Source organism: Clostridium bornimense (assembly GCF_018917145.1).
Classification (GTDB): domain Bacteria; phylum Bacillota; class Clostridia; order Clostridiales; family Clostridiaceae; genus Clostridium_AN; species Clostridium_AN bornimense_A.
This window is the reverse complement of record NZ_JAHLOD010000021.1, coordinates 12692-31800: the sequence shown is the minus strand read 5'-3', so window position 1 is coordinate 31800 and position 19109 is coordinate 12692. Positions and strand designations below refer to the sequence as shown.

Below are 19109 nucleotides of genomic sequence, written 5' to 3'. Positions count from 1 at the left end.
ACTTCGTTAATCTAATTATAATATAACTTTTCATATATTTAAAGGGTTTTTAAGAAAATATTGACTGTAAATTTCACATCATTTCTATTATACCATTTTTATCTTTATTTTGGTGTCATTTTACAAAATTCATTTATTAATATTACTTTACCTTGCATATCACTACACAAAAGTAAATAAAAAAGTGCCCATTAGCGAAAACTCAATCGCTAATGTGGCACCATTAAACTTATTTTTCAATAGAATTAGTAAATGCTAAAAACTTATCATAACTCTTATTTTCTTCTACAAATTCTTTCTTATTGGATACTGATATAGTATTATTTTCGTATTCTACTTCTGCTGTATAAACAAATGTAGCATTACCTACCATTATCACTTTTAATCCTTCTTCATTTTCTACTACAGTATTAATAATCATTCCACCATCATTATATATTTTTATAGGTCTATTTTTCATTTCCGGATGTGCTATAGTACAAGCTACTATAGAAGCTGTCATTCCTGTACCACAAGCTTTTGTAAATCCTACTCCTCTTTCATAAGTTTTTACATATACCGTATCTTTATCTAATACTTTTAAATAATTTACGTTTGATCCTTGAGGCAATACTGATTTTGTAGAATTAGCTTTTATACCAACTTCCCTTATTTCCTCTTCTTTAATTTCGTCAGTTAGTACTACTAAATGTGGATTTGGACATGCTATTGCTGTAAATTTTTCTTTAGATGATAATTCAGGTATAGATTGAAATACCACCTTATCTTCCTTAGATACTAATGGCAAATCATCTGGATTAAAAGAAATAGCTTTAAGTTCTATTTCATCAGTATATACACCATCAAAAATATCTTTTACCTTTCTAACATTATAGTTGGCTTTCATTGTCTCAATAGTAACTGCATCTTTTTTAAAGTTTTCCATAACAAATCTTCCAACATTTCTTAGAACATTTCCACACATTTCTGGTTCTGTACCATCAGCATTAAATATTCTCATCTTTCCATCACAGTTTTCACTATTGCTCATAAATACAATACCGTCACCACCAACAGCACCATTTCTATCACAAAGTAAAATAGCTAATTTTCTTCTATCCTCTTCCGTAAAATTATAATTGTTATTTATCTCATCAATAAGTGCAAAATCATTACATGCACCATGACATTTTATAATATTAAACTTCATTTCGCCCTCCTACCCAAAAACTTAAATAAAATCTACTTAATAATATTATCAGTTAACTTTAAGAATTTTTCTATATCTTTTTCCATTACTTTTAATGAATTTACCCAGAAACTCTTATCTTCAAAGTCTATTCCTATTGTCTTACCTACATCTACTATGTTCATCTTACCTGTAGATTTTAATAGCTTATCATATTCTTCAACAAATGCTTCGCCTTTGTCCTCATATATTTTATAAAGCCCTTTTGCAAATAATTGACCAAAAGCATATGGATAATTGTAGAAATTATAGTCACCGTCGTAATAATGTGGCTTACAAATCCACATATATGGATGAAGATAATTTTCATCTAATCCATCTCCATATGTAGATTTTTGAGCTTCTATCATAATATCACATAATTCTTCAACAGATAAAGCAGCCTCTTTTCTTCTTTCAAATACTTCTTTTTCAAATTTGAACCTGCTCATTATATCAACAATTACTTGAGTAGCATCACTAATTTCTCCTTCTAATACTGTTAATGCTTCGTCTTCTGGAAGGGTATTAATCATATTAGTTTTTAAAAGTGTTTCACAAAAAGTAGATGCTGTTTCTGCTAGTGGCATTGGATATTCATTATTTATAGCAGACTCATCTTTTAATACTGATCCATGATATCCATGACCTAACTCGTGCGCCATTGTTACTACATCAGTAAAGTTTCCACCATAGTTTAACATTACTCTACTTTCTTTTATAGATGTTATAGTAGAACAAAATGCTCCACCAACCTTACCTTCTCTTGGATAAACATCTATCCAATTATTATCCATAGCATTCTTTGCAAAATCCCCTAATTTTTTTGAGAAACTATAAAAGTTATCTAAAACAATTTTCTTTCCTTCCTCAAAAGGAATTTCTCTAGTTAATTCTCCTATAGGTGCAAACAAATCATAAAAAGGAAGACCATTTTTATGTCCTAAAATCTCACCTTTACGTTTTAAATATTTTCTAAATACAGGATAGTAATCTTCTATTGCAGATATAAGTGCTTCTAATGTTTTTTCACTCATCCTTGATGAAAATAATGCTTCTTGAAGTGGAGAATCATATCCCCTAAGATTTGTTACAGTTATAACTTCTCCTTTTATTCCATTTAACGCAGCAGCTACAGATTCATCAATAGATTTATATGCTTTAAGTTCAGCTTCATAAGCACTTTTTCTAACTTCTTCACTTTTATCATAAGCTAAATTTCTTGCTACTGTAAGAGGTACTTCCTCTTCTTTCCCATTATTATCTAGCTTAACTTTTACTACAGAAGTTTCTCCATCTCTAAGTTTTGCCCAAGCTATAGAACCTGTATTTTTCATTTTTGCAATGACATTTTCAACTTCTGGAGATAATATGTATTTTTCATTATTTATTATTTCTTCTATAAAAAATTTATGTTCTTTTATAAGTTCACTTTCTTTTACTAATTCAGAAAGATTTTTAACCTTTCCTACTTGTAGTTTTATCCTTGAATCATATTCTGTGATACTAGATAATTGATTTTCTAAAACGTCCATATATCTTTGAGCATTAATATCTTTGGTATCTACTGCATAAGTTAAATTACAAAACTCATATGCTTTTCCTATAACATCATTACATTTTAAATTTAAGTTAATATATTCTTCTAGTAACTTCTTATTATCTAATGTCTCAGATTTATCAGCTAATGCTTTAAACTCTTCTATAATTAATTTTCCTTTATTTATATCTTCTTTAAATTTATCATCATCAAATCCAAGATAAATTTCTTTTAAACTCCACTTTCCCTCCATATTCATATCCCTCCAAACATTCTGTTATATATATCTATTATAAACCAATGCAATGTAAAGTAAACATTATACAGCACATAGGTGTAATTATAAAAAATAGGTATCGCTAACAACTCTTTTTCTTTGTTTACACGATACCTAAAATTTTTTTACTTTTCAATTTTGTCCAATGCATCCTTTATTAAGCCTAATACGTACTCTCTATCTTTAGGATTATTTTCAAAATCTAAAGAATCTACATTAATTTTTAAAAGCGGTGATATGCTATAATCCTTAAAATACTCTGTATATTGCTTATTTAGCCTTAACCAATAATCTTTCTCTACTACTTGTTCGTAGTCTCTTCCTCTTTTATTAATCTTTTTTATAGCATCATCAACACTAGTTTCTAAATAAATCATAAGTTTAGGAGGAGATAGATGTTCTACCATATTTTCAAATAAGTCCAAGTAGATATTATATTCCTCTTCATCCATTTCATCATTTTCCACTAATAGCTTTGCAAAAATCAAATCTCCATAAATACTTCTATCTAATACTGCCTTATCTATTAAAGAAGCTTCTTTTATATATCTAAATCTATTATTCAAAAAGAATATTTGAAGTGGAAATGAATATCTTTTCCTATCATAATAGAACTTATCTAATATAGGATTGTCTACAACTGGCTCCAAAAAAGCCGTATATCCAAATTCCTTTACTAAAATATTCATTAGTGTTGTTTTACCGACACCAACTACTCCATCAACTACTATCATTGGCCAAGACTCCTTTCCCTCTATCTTTTTTAAGTATTCTCTATATTTCATAATCTAGCTCTCCCACTGTAATGACTTATTCACTACAAAATCAGTTCTTTTATTATTACAAAATACAAGGTTATTTTCAAGTAGATTTTTATTCCACATAAATATACTTTATCATTCTCCCTTCAAAACCTTTAATATAATATTGCATTATAGTATAATTAATATGGTTTTTTACGAAATTTTAAGAAAAAAATAGTTAGAAGGAGAAGTGTTCCTATGAGAAACTGCATCGTTGCCCAATCAGGCGGCCCAACTGCTGTTATTAATTCTTCAGTTATCGGGATATTTGACGAAAATTTAAAAACTCAATATTACAATAATGTTTATTGTGGATTAAATGGTATTGAAGGTATTTTAAGAGGTGATATTAGAAATCTGTCAGAGATGGATTATGCTACATTACATAACCTAAAATATACACCTTCATCAGGCTTAGGATCTTGTAGATATAAACTAAAGAGCCCAGAAGAAAATCCTGCTGAATATAATAAACTATTTGATTTATTAACTTCTATGAATATTACTACATTCTTTTATGTTGGTGGTAATGACTCCATGGACACTGTAGATAAACTTTCTAAGTACGCAGAACTTGTTAACTCTGATATAAAATTTATTGGTGTTCCTAAAACTATTGATAATGATCTTTATATAACTGATCATACTCCTGGTTTTGGATCTGCAGCAAAGATAATTGCAACAACTACTCTTGAAACTTATCTTGACTCATCTGTTTATACTAATAATGGTATATTCATATTAGAAACTATGGGAAGAGATACTGGTTGGCTTGCGGCATCTGCTGCTCTAGCTCAAATTGATGGTAAACCAGTTGCTGATTTTATATATCTTCCAGAAGTAGCTTTTGATGTTGATAAATTTTTAGAAGACGTTAGAGCTAAATTTGAAGAACAAAATCAAGTATATATCGTTGCATCTGAAGGTATAAAAAATGCTGATGGAGTTTTTATTGCTGATACACAACCAACTTCATCTCATGACAACTTTGGTCATGCTCAATTAGGTGGTGTCTGCAATACCCTTAAAGAATTAATTATAAATGCAGGCATAACATCTAGAGTTAAAACACTAGAACTTGGAGTTATACAAAGATGCGCTATGCACTGTGCATCTGATAGGGATATAGAAGAAGCTCATATGGTTGGAAGAGATGCTATTAATTATTCTATCGATGGTGAAACAGGAATAATGGTAGCAATAAAGAGAGTAAATAATTCTCCTTATGTTTCAACTACATCTGCAATTCCAGTATGTGAAATTGCTAATAAAATTAAATATTTCCCAACAGATTGGATAAACGAAACTCATAATCATGTTACAGAAGATGCTATTGAATATGTTAGACCTTTAGTTCAAGGAGAACCAAATATTTATACTGAACTTGGAATGCCTAAATTCTCATTAATTAGATAGGATAACATTTATCAATTCAAACAATTTGCAATTCGGACATTTCACAACTTAGGCAATTGGCAATTAATGTTGATTTGCCACGGGAAAATTTAAACTAAAAAAGCACTGGTAGGTATAGAACTCTATACTTACTGAGTGCTTTTTTTAGTGCACAGGTATATATCAGTGCACAGGTGTCAGTTCACAGTTATGGATGAAATTCCCTTTGGGGAATTTCTGAGATTTTAAGTGTGATAATTTATGTATAGAATGATATAGTTCCCTTAAGATATTTGTATTTTATATAGAACTATTACAGGGGGCTAATGAAGGTTGCACCTTCATATAGCTTGGAGAGGTAACCCATGATTTATAAAAAACAACACTTAAGTATAACAGTTTTATATATGCACTAAATACATCTACAAATACAATTGTAACTCTCGCCGTCCGCAGGACTATAATATTTTCCCCATAGGGAAAATTAACCTTCACTATCGGATTTCTCCCTTCACTCTTACCTATTTACTATAAAAAGGAACTATCACTTACAAATTTTCATTTGTTAATACGACAGTTCCTTAACCAAAACTGTGCACTGAATTATGCACTGTTTATTTTTATCCTATTTTCTCTATTATAGATTTTGCTGCAGTTTTTCCTGCTCCCATTGCTAATATTACAGTGGCAGCTCCTGTTACAGCATCTCCACCAGCATATACATTTTCTCTAGTAGTTTCTCCTGTTCCTTCATGTACTACTATACACTTTCTTTTATTTACTTCTAACCCTTCTGTAGTACTTGGAATTAATGAACTTGGAAGTGTTCCTAAACTCATTATTACAGTATTAACTTCCATTACAAATTCAGATCCTTCAATAGGCTTTGGTGATCTTCTTCCAGATTCATCTGGTTCTCCAAGCTCCATTCTTACACATTTTATTCCTGAAACCCATCCATCTTCATTTTGAATTACTTCTACAGGGTTTGTTAAAACATCAAAAATTATTCCTTCTTCTTTAGCATGATGAACTTCTTCTTTTCTTGCTGGAAGTTCTTCTTCACCTCTTCTATATATTATATGAACTTCAGCACCAAGTCTCTTAGCAGTTCTTGCTGCATCCATAGCAACATTTCCGCCACCAACAACTGCTACAACTCCTCCTTTAACTATTGGAGTAGCATAATCCTCCTTGAATGCTTTCATTAAATTGTTTCTTGTTAAAAATTCATTAGCTGAAAATACACCATTGGCATTTTCACCTGGTATACCCATGAATCTTGGAAGTCCAGCTCCTGATCCTATAAATACTGCTTCAAAACCTTGCTCTATAAGTTCATCTATTGTTATAGTTCTTCCAACTAAAACATTAGTCTCAATTTTTACTCCAATCTTCTTTAAATTTTCAATTTCACTTTTAACTACTGTGTCTTTTGGTAATCTAAATTCAGGAATACCATATACTAAAACTCCCCCTGCTTCATGAAGTGCTTCAAATATAGTAACATCAAATCCTGCTTTTGCTAAATCACCAGCACATGTTAATCCAGATGGGCCTGATCCTATTACTGCTACCTTTTTTCCATTAGACTCCTTCTTTGAAGATAAATCTATATTATGCTCTCTCGCCCAATCTCCAACAAATCTTTCAAGCTTACCTATAGATACTGCTTCTCCTTTAATTCCTAAAACACATTTAGATTCACATTGAACTTCTTGTGGACATACTCTTCCACATACTGATGGCAATGCAGTATATTTATTTAAAACCTTAGCAGCTTCTTCAAAATTTCCTTTCTTTACTTGTGCAATAAACTGCGGAATTCCAACTGATACTGGACATTTTGTAACACACATAGGTTTCTTGCATCCTAAACATCTATTTGCTTCCTCTACTGCTTCTTCTTCATTATATCCTAAACAAACTTCTTCAAAATTAGTTGATCTAACCTTTGAATCTTGTTCCCTTACTGGTACTCTATTTAAATTCATATTAATCACCCCTAAATATTTTTCTTACAAGTACAAGTATGATCTTTTTCTGCCTTAGCCAACTTTTGTCCTTCTTCTGTCTTATAAATAGCTTGTCTCTTCATAGCTTCATTAAAATCCACAAGATGTCCATCAAATTCTGGTCCGTCTACACAAGCAAATTTTGTTTCGTTTCCTACAGTTACTCTACAAGCACCACACATTCCAGTTCCATCTACCATAAGAGTATTTAAAGAAACTATAGTAGGTATACCTAATTCCTTTGTTAGGCTACATACAAACTTCATCATTATCATTGGACCAATAGCTATAATTTCATCATAAGTATTTCCACTGTCAACTAAGTCCTTTATTTTATCTGTAACTCTTCCATTAAATCCATAACTTCCATCATCAGTACAAGGATACACATTTGCACCTAGTTTCTTCATTTCATCTTCTAATATTACATACTCTTTGCTTCTACCACCAATTATTACATCAGTTTTAACTCCTCTTTCACTTAGCCACTTTACTTGAGGATATACTGGTGCTGCTCCAACTCCACCAGCTACAAATAAAATCTTTTTATCTTTTAACTTATTTATTTCTTCATTTATAAATTCAGATGGTCTTCCAAGAGGGCCTGCAAAATCTTTAAAAGAATCCCCCTCTTTTAAAGATACAATCTTATTGGTTGAATAACCAACAGCTTGAATAACTATTGTTACTGTACCTTTATCTAAATCATAATCACATATTGTAAGAGGTACCCTTTCACCTTTTTCATCAGCAATAAGAATAATAAATTGACCAGGTTTCGCAGCTTTAGCTACTTTTGGTGCTTTCACATCCATCAAAAATATTTTTGGTGCTAATTCTATTTTCTTAACTATTTCATACATATGTTTCCCTCCATATTTCCCGTAAATCTATCAAATATTCTTTCATATTTTTATATACTATATTTTATTTTATAAGACATCTTATTCCATTTCAAGAACAATTTTAAATATATTCCTACTGATTTTAAAGATAATTTATCATGGATATGTTTTGCAAAATTTGTTATATTAGTGTAGATGTAACTTTTATCAAGTTTACAATCAATAATACTTATTGTATAATATTATTAATTAAATAATAGGAGTGTTAACTATGGAGAATATATCTGCCGTATTTAAAGAAAAAAAACTTAAACTTACTCCTCAAAGAATCGCCGTATATAAATATTTATGTTCTACTAATGAACATCCATCAGCTGAAACTATATACAAAGCAATTCAAGAAGATTATCCTACAATGAGTCTTGCTACTGTATATAAAGCTTTAAAAACTCTTACTGAAGTGAACCTTATTCAAGAATTAAATGTAGGTGAAGGTAGTTTTAGATATGATGCTAATACAAATGCTCATCCACATATTCAATGTTTAAATTGTGGTAAAGTGGATGATATCTGTGGAATGCCTCTTGATGATATATTGATTAAGGCTGCTGAATATACGGATTATGAAATTCTAGGCAGTAAAATATACATGTTTGGAATTTGTAAGGATTGTAAATAATCTCATTAAATAATGAGGTTATTTTTTTTATGTCTCCTTCATAGACTTTATTATATAAGGAGGTATACATATGAAATTTAGAATCTTATTTATAAAAAAAGAAACTCTCTTTTTAGTCACCTTTGCTGTACTTATCTCAATTTTATTTTCTATATACATAATAACCAAACCAACTGAAGACTCTTCTACCTACGTAAACAACTTAATAAATTCCACTTCTTTAGATATTAATGGTGATGGCAGAAAAGAAGAGTTATCTAAAGTTAATGATGGTGATGATGTAGGAGTTTTAATAAAATATTATAATAAGGAAGAATGTTTAAGTAAACTTTCTAAAACTTCTTACTTCAAATCAATGGATTTATTTTTTTGTGACCTAACAAAGAATTCTATCCCAGAAATTATTGTAAACGTACATAACAAATCTAACTCAAAAGTTGAGATTTTTTCGTCATATGAAGGAAAAATGAATAAAATCTTTTCTAAAGACGGAAATATTGTTGGTATATCAAACTCTACCAATAACAGAACACCTCTTTTGACTATTGGTGAAAAAAAAGATAATAATCTTATATTATCAACCTATCTATTAATAAATGGAGAAGAAAAAAAACTAAATATAAATTCTAATTATATTTTTGGAAATGATACAATATCAGCTCTTATATCTTATATTGAAAATGCATATTACAAACATACTCCAATGGATTTATCTTTAATATCTCATGATTTTAGAGGTGAAAGTTATAATGCCTTTCAAAGTTTAGATGATAACATTAGTCTCATTTTTGATAAAGGCTCTTTCTCTGATCTAAAATATAATAGAGACGGAGAATTATCTTCTATAAAGTGGTGTTTATCTTTCCATGGTAAAGATGACAGTAACAGTGATAACTTATATACTTTTAATATAATTCTAGATTTAGATGATAAGATTACTTCTCCTAATTGTTATAAAATCAAGCTTATATCTCTTAGTTAAATAATATATTTCAAAAAAATAAAAGTGGGACCATTATGGTCCCAAGGGGGATGGGGGGTTTAGTAAGTAATTTATTACTTACACATTGATAAAACTTCAATGTATTTATAATATTGCCAACTATTTAGATTTTTATACATTACTTTTTACATTCTTCATAATATGAAATCATTTCTTTTAAAACTCTACCTCTATCAGGAGTAACAAACCTTGAAAGTATCTTTAATAAATATATAATATCTTCTCCCTTATTAACATTCTTTATTTCTACATCCTCAAATTTATCAACCACAGGTTCTCCTGAAACATTATTATTCTGCTTTTTATTATCTGCCATAGATTGCACTGGTCTTTTTGCTCCATTATTCACTGGTCTTTGTCTATAATTTGGTATATGTTGTCTATACATTTGTTGCCCCATTGGCTGTTGCATCGTTGGTTGCATTGGTCCTTGCCCCATCATCGGTGGTTGATTATTATTAAATAACCCACTCATTATTGATGTCAATGGATTACCGCCTCCCATCATCGCTGCAAGCGGATTACCACCTCCCATCATTGCTGTAAGTGGATTGCCTCCTCCCATCATCGCTGCAAGTGGATTAGCTCCTCCAGATAAATTTTGCATTGGGTTTTGATTCATAACATTAGAGAACATGTTCATTAAGTCACTTGGACCTCCACCATTATTCCCTTGTTGTCCCATCATAGTTGATAGCATATTCATCATATCACCATTTCCATTGTTATTCCCTTGCATCATATTCATAATATTTCCCATATTATTACCATTTGAGTTTCCACCATTTCCACTTAATCCAGCCAAAAAATCCATAAAATTTGGTCCATTTCCTGACCTACTATGTCTGCTTCTATGCCTTCCCATATTACACCTCTATAATTTTGGGGGCATAGCCCCCATATTTTTTATTAGAAAAAGAAAGGGAATCCCAATAGCAATAAAGCAAATAAATCAAAATTACCATTGTTTTGTCCCCAACACCCACAATTTCCTCCACAATTTCCTCCGCAATTATTTGCAGCTACATATACAGGATATGAAGGATTTATATAGTACTTTCTTCCATTTAAGCATACTATATTACTGTTAAAACATTGATTTGTACATCCTAGACCCATTACAAGTCACCTCCAAGTTATTTACATTACTTCTTAATGTTTACATAAAGTGATAACACTTTTATGTTCAATAGGAGGGATCTCCCTCCTATTTAATCTTAACAGCAGCAATCATCTGATACTGGAGATACTGGGTAATAAGCCACAGGAGCACAACTGTTTCCACAATTGTTTCCACAGTTATTACCAAATCCACAGAAGAATATTAATAGGATCCAGATCCACCACCAGTAGCCATTACCACCGAATCCTCCAAATCCGTTTCCATATCCGCCATTGTTGCAGCAGCAGCAACAGTCATGACGTTTTCTCTTTCTGCAGCAACAATTACAGCATCCGCCACCATATCCCATGTTGTTATTGCCTCCTCCACCGAAGCCATTGCCACATCCGCCACAGCTGAATATTAATAGGATCCAAATGATCCACCACCAAGAGTTGTTAATGTTACCTCCACAGTTACCGCCACAATTTCCAAATCCATTCATGTTATTTGACCTCCCTAAGATACTTTGTTTTATTTAAATCTATAGTATATAGTATGATTAGTACTTCACTTTGACACACAAAATAAATCAAGAATTTTAATTTCTTATACACAATAGATAATAATTAATAGTTTCTTAGCGAAATCATATTCCTTCATGTAGCTTGTAGGGAGAACCCATGATTTATAGAAAAACAACACTTAAGTACAACAGTTTTATATATCCACTAAACACAATTGTCCTTTGCCGCCCTAAGGACTAAAATTTTTTCCCTTTAGGGAAAATCAACCGAAACTGTGCACTGAATTGCACCTTGTGCCATCTAAGTCCTGAAATTGTGAATTGTAAATTGATTGAATTGAAAAAGAGATATCGCTAACAACTTTTCATTTGTTATTGCGATATCTCCTTTATAAATTCTATATTTATTATTTCTCTGCTATATCTTCTAATAGTTTATCAGTAAGTTCTTCTTTTCCTATCTTCTTTAGCGATGAAAAATTATATATTTTTATTTCCTTTGGAATATTTAATGTAGCTCTTATTGTTTTCTCTGCTTTTACTATTTCTGATCTATTTAACTTATCAATTTTAGTCATTACTATAACTGGTTCATAGTTATAATGTTGTATCCACTTATACATTAACTTATCATCTTCATTTGGTACTCTTCTACAATCTAATAAAAGAACTACCTTACTTAATTGTGGTCTATAGTGAAGATACATCTCTATAGTTTTACCCCAACTTTCTCTTTCTTTCTTAGATACTTTAGCATAACCGTAACCTGGTAAGTCAACAAAATGCATTGCATCATTTATTATGAAAAAGTTAACTAACTTAGTCTTTCCTGGTGTTTGTGATACTTTTACTAATTTTCTTCTATTGGTAATAGTATTTATAAGTGATGATTTTCCTACATTTGATCTTCCAACAAAAGCTACTTCTGACATATCTGTCTCAGGGTATCCTGTTGGTTTTACTGCTGAAATAACAAATTCTGCCTTTTTTATTTCCATATTTATTTTCCTCCAATAATTGCATTTTCCAGCACTGTACTTATTTCTTCTGCTGCTATTACCTTAATATTGTTTAATACATTTTTAGGTATCTTATCTAAATCTTTTTCATTCTTTTTAGGAATAATGATAGTATCTATTCCTGCTCTATATGATGCTAATGTCTTTTCTTTTAGTCCACCTATAGGTAAAACTTTTCCTGTAAGTGTTATTTCTCCAGTCATTGCAACATTGTGTCTTACTAGTTTTCCACTAAGAGCTGATACCATAGATGTTATCATTGCAACACCTGCTGATGGTCCATCTTTTGGAACTGCCCCTTCCGGTGCATGGATATGTATATCTTTATTTTTATAGAAATCCACATCTATTCCATACTTTTCACAATTTGCTCTTACATAAGAGAAAGCTGCTTTTGCAGATTCTTGCATAACATCTCCTAATTGACCAGTTAGAATCAATTTACCATTTCCAGGCATTGCTACAGCTTCTACTGGTAATGTGTCTCCACCATATGCAGTCCAAGCCATTCCATTGACTACTCCAACTTTATCTTTATTATCAACTTCATCTATTCTATAAATTTCTTCACCTAAATACTTCTTTATGTGATTTACAGTTATATTTATCTTCTTCTTTTTACCTTCAACTATTTCCTTAATAGCTCTTCTTATTACCCTGGCAATTTTTCTTTCTAAACTTCTTACTCCAGATTCTCTAGTATAATTCTCAATTATGCTATATAAAGCCTTATCACTAAATAATATCTTTCCTTCAACATCATGTTCTTTTAATTCCTTCGGAACTAAATACTTTTTAGCAATATTAAACTTCTCCTCTGTAGTATACCCTGATACTTCGATTATTTCCATTCTATCTAACAATGGTCTTGGAATAGTTTCTAAAGTATTTGCTGTTATTATAAACATAACTTTTGATAAATCAAAATCTACTTCTAAATAATGATCTCTAAAAGTTGAATTTTGCTCTGAATCTAATACTTCTAATAAAGCATCTGCAGGATTTCCTTTATAGCTATTACTAATCTTATCTATTTCATCTAATAAGAATAATGGATTTTTACTTCCAGCTTGTTTTAAACCATATATAATTCTTCCTGGAATAGCTCCTATATAAGTTTTTCTATGTCCTCTTATATCTGCTTCGTCACTAACTCCACCTAAAGACATTCTTACAAAGTTTCTATTAACAGCCTTAGCAATAGAACGTGCAATAGATGTCTTACCAACTCCTGGAGGTCCAACTAAACAAAGAATAGGTCCTTTTGAAGATTTAGACATACTCTTTACTGCTATATATTCTAAAATTCTTTCTTTAACATCTTTTAGTCCATAATGCTCATTGTCTAATACTTCTTTAGCCTTTTTAACATCTAAAATATCCTTTGTTTCTTTAGACCATGGTAATTCTACTAACCAATCTAAGTAACTTTTTATAACTCCGCCTTCAGATGAATATCCACCGACAGTTTTCAATCTATTTACTTCACTTAAAGCCTTTTCTTTCACTTCTTTAGGCATCTTTGCTTTATTAATCTTAGCTTTATATGCTTTTATAGCTTTCTTATCTTCATCATCTTCGTCTAATTCTTCTTGTATAACTTTTAATTGTTCTTTTAAGTAGTATTCTTTTTGGACTTTATCTATATTCTTCTTAACTTTTTGATTTAGTTTCTTTTCTAATCTTACTATATCTATTTCTTTCTTTAAGATTTCAATTATCTTTTCTAATCTTACTTTTTCATCAATACTTTCTAAAATCTCTTGTTTCTTTTCTCCATTTAAAGATATATAAGAAGAAATAACATCCCCTAATCTACCTGGTTCCATTATGTCTTCAATATTTGTAATGACTTCTGGTGGAAGTACACCACTTACTTTAACATATTGTGAAAAAAGATCTTTAACCATTCTCATTAAAGCTTCGTGTTCATCTGTTATTTCACACTCATCTTCTTCAACAACTTCAACTTCAACTTTTATATAAGGATCATCTTGTTTATATTCTAAAATATTAACTCTCTTTTCACCTTCAACTAAAACTCTAACAGCTTCGCCTGGTAGTTTTAATATTTGCTTAATTGATGCAAGAGTTCCTACTTCATAAATTTCATCGGCTTTAGGATTTTCTGTTCTAACATCCTTTTGAGTACATAAAACTATGTACTGTCCATTCACCATCGCTTTTTCTAGTGCTGCAATTGATTTCTCTCTACCTACATCAAAGTGAATAACCATATTAGGAAAAATAGTTAAACCTCTTAGTGGGATTAAAGGGAGAACCCTCTTTTCTCTTTCCATAATCTCACTCCTGTCTTTATTAATCTTATGCTCAATAAACAATTTACAATTAAATAAATTTTTAATAATTATTAGTGTTATTAATTATACATATAAATATAAAATATTTCAAATCCTACTTAACAAAATAACACTGTGTATTTATTTATATACACAGTGTTAATAAAATTTATATCATCTATAGTACTTATTATGCTGTCTCTGTACCATCGCCATTGCCTTCTTTAAGTTTAACTGTACCATCTTTATAAATAAGCTCTGGTTTTTTATTCTTTATTGTTTCTTTTGTAATTACAACCTTAGCTATATCTCCTCTTGAAGGTATATCATACATTATTTCTTTCATTACATCTTCAATAATCGCTCTTAACCCTCTAGCACCAGTATTTCTACTAATTGCTTCTTTAGCTATTTCATATAATGCATCTTCCTTAAATTCTAATTCAACATCATCCATTTTAAGTAGCTTCTTATATTGTTTAACTAAAGCATTTTTAGGCTCATGAAGTATTTTCACTAAAGCTTTTTCATCTAATGATTCCAATGTAACCACTATTGGTAATCTTCCAACAAACTCTGGGATTAAACCAAATTTAAGTAAGTCACCTGGCATAACATCTTTTAAAACTTCTCCTACAGCCTTTTCTTTTTTTGATGCTATTTCAGCACCAAATCCTAAAGAACTTTTACTGTTTCTCTTTTCTATTATTTTTTCTATACCATCAAAAGCACCACTACAAATAAATAATATATTAGTTGTATTTATTTGTATAAATTCTTGATGAGGATGTTTTCTTCCCCCTTGTGGTGGTACTGATGCTGTAGTACCTTCTAATATCTTAAGTAATGCCTGTTGTACACCTTCTCCAGACACGTCACGTGTTATTGAAGGATTTTCAGACTTTCTAGCAATCTTATCTATCTCATCTATATATATGATACCTTTTTCAGCTTTTTCTATATCATAATCAGCATTTTGAATAAGTTTTAAAAGAATATTTTCAACATCTTCTCCAACGTATCCTGCTTCAGTAAGAGTAGTAGCATCAGCTATTGCAAAAGGTACATTTAAAAACTTAGCAAGAGTTTGTGCCATATATGTTTTACCGCTTCCAGTAGGTCCTAAAAACAATATGTTACTTTTTTGTAACTCTACATCATCTGTAGATAGATTTGAATTTACTCTCTTATAGTGATTATATACTGCAACTGCAAGAGATCTTTTAGCTTCTTCTTGACCAATTACATATTGATCTAAATAACTTTTTATTTCTACAGGCTTTGGAAGAGAAGATAAGTCTGCTGAAGTAGTTGCATCTTCTAATTCATCACTTATTATCTCTGAACATAGTTCTATACATTCATCACAAATATAAACTCCTGGTCCAGCGATTAATCTTCTTACTGCCTCTTGATTTTTGCCACAAAAGGAACATTTTAAATTTTTCTTTTCGTCAACTTTAGCCATATCTACACCTCGCTAGGTTATTACCTTGAGATTACTTCGTCAACAAGGCCATATTCCTTTGCCGCTATTGCACTCATAAAGTTATCTCTTTCTGTATCTTTTTCTATTGTTTCTAAACTTTGACCAGTTCTTTCACTTAATATTTTATTAAGGTTTTTCTTTATAGTTAATATTCTATCAGCATGAATGCCTATATCTGTAGCCTGCCCTTGGAAACCACCTAATGGTTGGTGAATCATTATTTCACTATTTGGCAATGCAAATCTTTTTCCTTTAGCACCAGCTGCTAATAAAAATGCACCCATAGACGCAGCCATACCAACACAAATAGTTGATACATCTGGTTTTATATAATTCATAGTATCATATATTCCCATACCTGCTGTTATTGATCCTCCAGGACTGTTAATATATAAGCATATATCCTTATCTGGATCCTCTGCTTCTAAAAATAATAACTGAGCAATTACCAAGTTTGCAGATACATCATTTACCTCTTCACCTAAGAAAATAATTCTATCCTTTAATAATCTAGAATATATATCATAAGATCTTTCGCCTCTACTTGTTTGCTCAACTACCATAGGAACTAAACTCATAATATTTCCCTCCTCCTTAATATATATTTTAAACAACATTGTCAAAATAATCTATATATTTTTTAAATAGGTAATAAAATTGCCAGATTAACTCCAGCAATTTTAACTCTACTATATATTTTATACAAATTGTATTATTTTAATCACTTATTAAAAAATTAAACAGCTTTTGCATTTGATACTAATAAGTCAATTACTTTTTTGTTGATTATATCAACTGTTAAGTATTGTTTTTGCATGTTCATTAGCATTTCAGCATTCTTTTCAACTTCGCCTGCACCCCATTGTTTTGCAAGTTCTGTAGCTTTTTCTTTTATTTCTTCATCAGTTACTTTAATATCTTCTGCTTTTGCTATTTCACCGATAACTAAATCAGTTCTAACTCTCTTTTCAGCACTTTCTTTCATGTAATCTTTAACTTTATCCATTGTTGAGTTAGTGTACTTTAAGTATCCTTCCATGTCTAATCCTTGATACTTTAATCTTTGTTCTAAATCTCTAACCATAGCATCGATTTCTTTTTCTATCATAACTTCTGGAATATCAATTGTTGCATTTTCAGTTACTGCTGATAAAACTTTTTCTTCAAATTCGTGCTTAGCAGTATGTTCTTTATACTCTAACATTTTCTTCTTTGTATCTTCTTTTAATTCTGCAACTGTATTGAATTCAGAAACTTCTTTTACAAATTCATCATCTACTTCTGGTAATTCTTTAACCTTTACTTCTTTAACTACAACTTTGAAAGTTGCTTCTTTTCCGTTTAATTCTTCTTTTCCATATTGTTCTGGGAAAGTAACTACAACGTCTTTTGAATCTCCAGCTTTTAATCCTACTAATTGTTCTTCAAAAGTATCAATGAAAGTATGTGATCCTATTGTTAGTGAATAATCTTCTCCTTTTCCACCTTCAAAAGCAACACCATCAACAAATCCTTCGAAGTCAATTACTGCGATATCACCATCAGCGATTTCTCCTTCTTTAACTTCGATTCTAGCATTTTGTTCTCTCATTGCATTTATATCAGCTTCTACTTCTTCATCAGTAACTTCTACTGCTGATTTTTCTACTTCTACACCTTTGTATTCACCAAGAGTTACTTCTGGTAATGTAACTATTTCTGCAGTATATATGAATTCCTTACCAGTTTCACATTGTTCTATATTAACATTTGTAATTTCTACAACCTTTAAGTTGTTTTCTATTACTGCGTTATGTAAAGTCTTATTAACAACTATTTCTCCTGCTTCACCATTGAAGATATCTTCTCCATACATTTTCTTTATAATCATTAATGGAGCTTTTCCTTTTCTGAATCCTGGGATGTTAAATTGCTTAACATTTTTCTTATAAGCTTCGTTAACAGCTGTAGCTAATTGTTCTGCTTCTACAGTTACCGTTACCTTTACTATATTTTTTTCTATGTTTTCCAAAGTTGTTTTCATTATTTTCTTCCTCCTAAACCTAATTACCTATTAACCATATTATTATAACATAGTTTTTTTATCTATTACAACGTAGTTATTCTATAACTCGTCTATTAGCCATCTTAACAATTGACTCCATATATTTCTTACTTGCTATTACTTCTTCATCAGTTTTAAAATTTTCATTATAAACTTCTATAATCCCATTACCTTTATATCCAACTTTTTTTAATTCCTTAAGTATTTCATGAAAGTCTACCTTTCCTACTCCTGGTAAAAGACATGAATTTTCCTCATCTCTATCATTAAGATGGAGATTAATTATCCTATCTTTCATTATGGATATATAATCTAAAGGATTTATATTAGCTCTATAGGCCTGCTTTACATCTAAAGTAAAATAAATAGGTACTTTAGAATTTTCTATTAAATATTCTAAATATGAAGTTTTACTACTCATTGCCCAAGACACATTTTCCATAGCAATTTTAACATCATTTTCTCCTGCTATATAATACATTTCCTTCATAACATCCATTATCAAACTCATATTGAGATTTTCAAATTCAGTTAACCTCATTCCATGAAATGTATATATATTACTACCTAATATTTTACTTGCTTTGCATAAGCTTTTAAAGTAGTCTAGCATATCTTCTCTTCTTCTTTTATAAGGATCAAAAAGATATGGTTCAAACCATGAAGAAAATCCATGAATAGAATTAACTTGCAAATTGTTCTCTACTGCTATTTCATTTAATCTTTTTACAAAATCCTCTTTGGTCTCAGACAAAGTGTTAATAAACACTTCACATACATCAAAAGATAAATTAGCTATTTTTCTTATCTGATCTTCTAATAAAAGATCTGGATAAAAACATGCACTAGACATACCTATTTTCAT

The 19109-nt window shown here is 30.3% G+C and carries 17 protein-coding genes; 3 read left to right on the top strand and 14 right to left on the bottom strand.

Going from position 1 to position 19109, the window contains the following annotated elements; genetic code table 11:
• Positions 1-229: 229 nt before the first annotated feature.
• The 3 genes from dapF to KQI30_RS09155 all read right to left on the bottom strand — a co-directional run bounded on the left by dapF (position 230) and on the right by KQI30_RS09155 (position 3809).
• A complete protein-coding gene (dapF, locus tag KQI30_RS09165) occupies positions 230-1189 on the bottom strand; it encodes a diaminopimelate epimerase (RefSeq protein ID WP_216462999.1) in 960 nt (319 codons plus the stop codon).
• Between the two features lie 32 nt (positions 1190-1221).
• On the bottom strand, positions 1222-3000 hold the full coding sequence (locus KQI30_RS09160; protein ID WP_216462998.1) for a M3 family oligoendopeptidase: 1779 nt from the start codon (positions 2998-3000) through the stop codon (positions 1222-1224).
• A gap of 149 nt (positions 3001-3149) precedes the next feature.
• A complete protein-coding gene (locus KQI30_RS09155; RefSeq protein ID WP_253287451.1) occupies positions 3150-3809 on the bottom strand; it encodes a deoxynucleoside kinase in 660 nt (219 codons plus the stop codon).
• 216 nt (positions 3810-4025) lie between these two features.
• On the opposite strand from KQI30_RS09155, the gene KQI30_RS09150 reads away from it, so the two are divergent.
• Complete coding sequence (locus KQI30_RS09150; RefSeq protein WP_216462997.1) at positions 4026-5243, top strand: 6-phosphofructokinase; 1218 nt, start codon at positions 4026-4028, stop codon at positions 5241-5243.
• Positions 5244-5842: 599 nt separating this feature from the next.
• Here the strand turns inward: KQI30_RS09150 and gltA are convergent.
• Positions 5843-7216: an NADPH-dependent glutamate synthase gene (gene gltA, locus KQI30_RS09145; protein WP_216462996.1), complete on the bottom strand. Its 1374-nt coding sequence runs from the start codon at positions 7214-7216 to the stop codon at positions 5843-5845.
• Between the two features lie 11 nt (positions 7217-7227).
• Positions 7228-8100: a sulfide/dihydroorotate dehydrogenase-like FAD/NAD-binding protein gene (locus tag KQI30_RS09140; RefSeq protein ID WP_216462995.1), complete on the bottom strand. Its 873-nt coding sequence runs from the start codon at positions 8098-8100 to the stop codon at positions 7228-7230.
• A gap of 253 nt (positions 8101-8353) precedes the next feature.
• Here KQI30_RS09140 and KQI30_RS09135 point away from each other — a divergent pair, with 253 nt between their 5' ends.
• Positions 8354-8761, top strand: a complete 408-nt coding sequence (locus tag KQI30_RS09135; RefSeq protein ID WP_216462994.1) for a Fur family transcriptional regulator — start codon at positions 8354-8356, stop codon at positions 8759-8761.
• A 70-nt stretch (positions 8762-8831) separates the two neighbouring features.
• Positions 8832-9743, top strand: coding sequence for a hypothetical protein (locus tag KQI30_RS09130; RefSeq protein WP_216462993.1), 912 nt, complete (start codon positions 8832-8834; stop codon positions 9741-9743).
• 139 nt (positions 9744-9882) lie between these two features.
• Here the strand turns inward: KQI30_RS09130 and KQI30_RS09125 are convergent, their stop codons facing one another.
• The 9 genes from KQI30_RS09125 to KQI30_RS09085 all read right to left on the bottom strand — a co-directional run bounded on the left by KQI30_RS09125 (position 9883) and on the right by KQI30_RS09085 (position 19109).
• The gene (locus KQI30_RS09125) at positions 9883-10629 is read right to left on the bottom strand and encodes a hypothetical protein (RefSeq protein WP_216462992.1); all 747 of its coding nucleotides are present in this window, start codon (positions 10627-10629) and stop codon (positions 9883-9885) included.
• A gap of 44 nt (positions 10630-10673) precedes the next feature.
• Positions 10674-10883 carry a hypothetical protein gene (locus KQI30_RS09120; protein WP_216462991.1) on the bottom strand — a complete coding sequence of 70 codons (210 nt, stop codon included), beginning with the start codon at positions 10881-10883 and terminating at the stop codon, positions 10674-10676.
• Between the two features lie 205 nt (positions 10884-11088).
• Positions 11089-11229: a hypothetical protein gene (locus tag KQI30_RS09115; RefSeq protein WP_216462990.1), complete on the bottom strand. Its 141-nt coding sequence runs from the start codon at positions 11227-11229 to the stop codon at positions 11089-11091.
• Between the two features lie 570 nt (positions 11230-11799).
• Complete coding sequence (gene yihA / locus KQI30_RS09110) at positions 11800-12390, bottom strand: ribosome biogenesis GTP-binding protein YihA/YsxC (protein WP_216462989.1); 591 nt, start codon at positions 12388-12390, stop codon at positions 11800-11802.
• 2 nt (positions 12391-12392) lie between these two features.
• Positions 12393-14711 carry an endopeptidase La gene (gene lon, locus KQI30_RS09105; protein ID WP_216462988.1) on the bottom strand — a complete coding sequence of 773 codons (2319 nt, stop codon included), beginning with the start codon at positions 14709-14711 and terminating at the stop codon, positions 12393-12395.
• A 190-nt stretch (positions 14712-14901) separates the two neighbouring features.
• Entirely contained in the window at positions 14902-16179 is a 1278-nt protein-coding gene (clpX, locus tag KQI30_RS09100) for an ATP-dependent Clp protease ATP-binding subunit ClpX (protein ID WP_216462987.1), read from the bottom strand.
• Between the two features lie 20 nt (positions 16180-16199).
• Entirely contained in the window at positions 16200-16778 is a 579-nt protein-coding gene (gene clpP / locus KQI30_RS09095) for an ATP-dependent Clp endopeptidase proteolytic subunit ClpP (protein ID WP_044039035.1), read from the bottom strand.
• A gap of 158 nt (positions 16779-16936) precedes the next feature.
• Positions 16937-18223, bottom strand: a complete 1287-nt coding sequence (gene tig / locus KQI30_RS09090; RefSeq protein ID WP_216462986.1) for a trigger factor — start codon at positions 18221-18223, stop codon at positions 16937-16939.
• Between the two features lie 76 nt (positions 18224-18299).
• Entirely contained in the window at positions 18300-19109 is an 810-nt protein-coding gene (locus KQI30_RS09085) for a sugar phosphate isomerase/epimerase family protein (RefSeq protein WP_216462985.1), read from the bottom strand.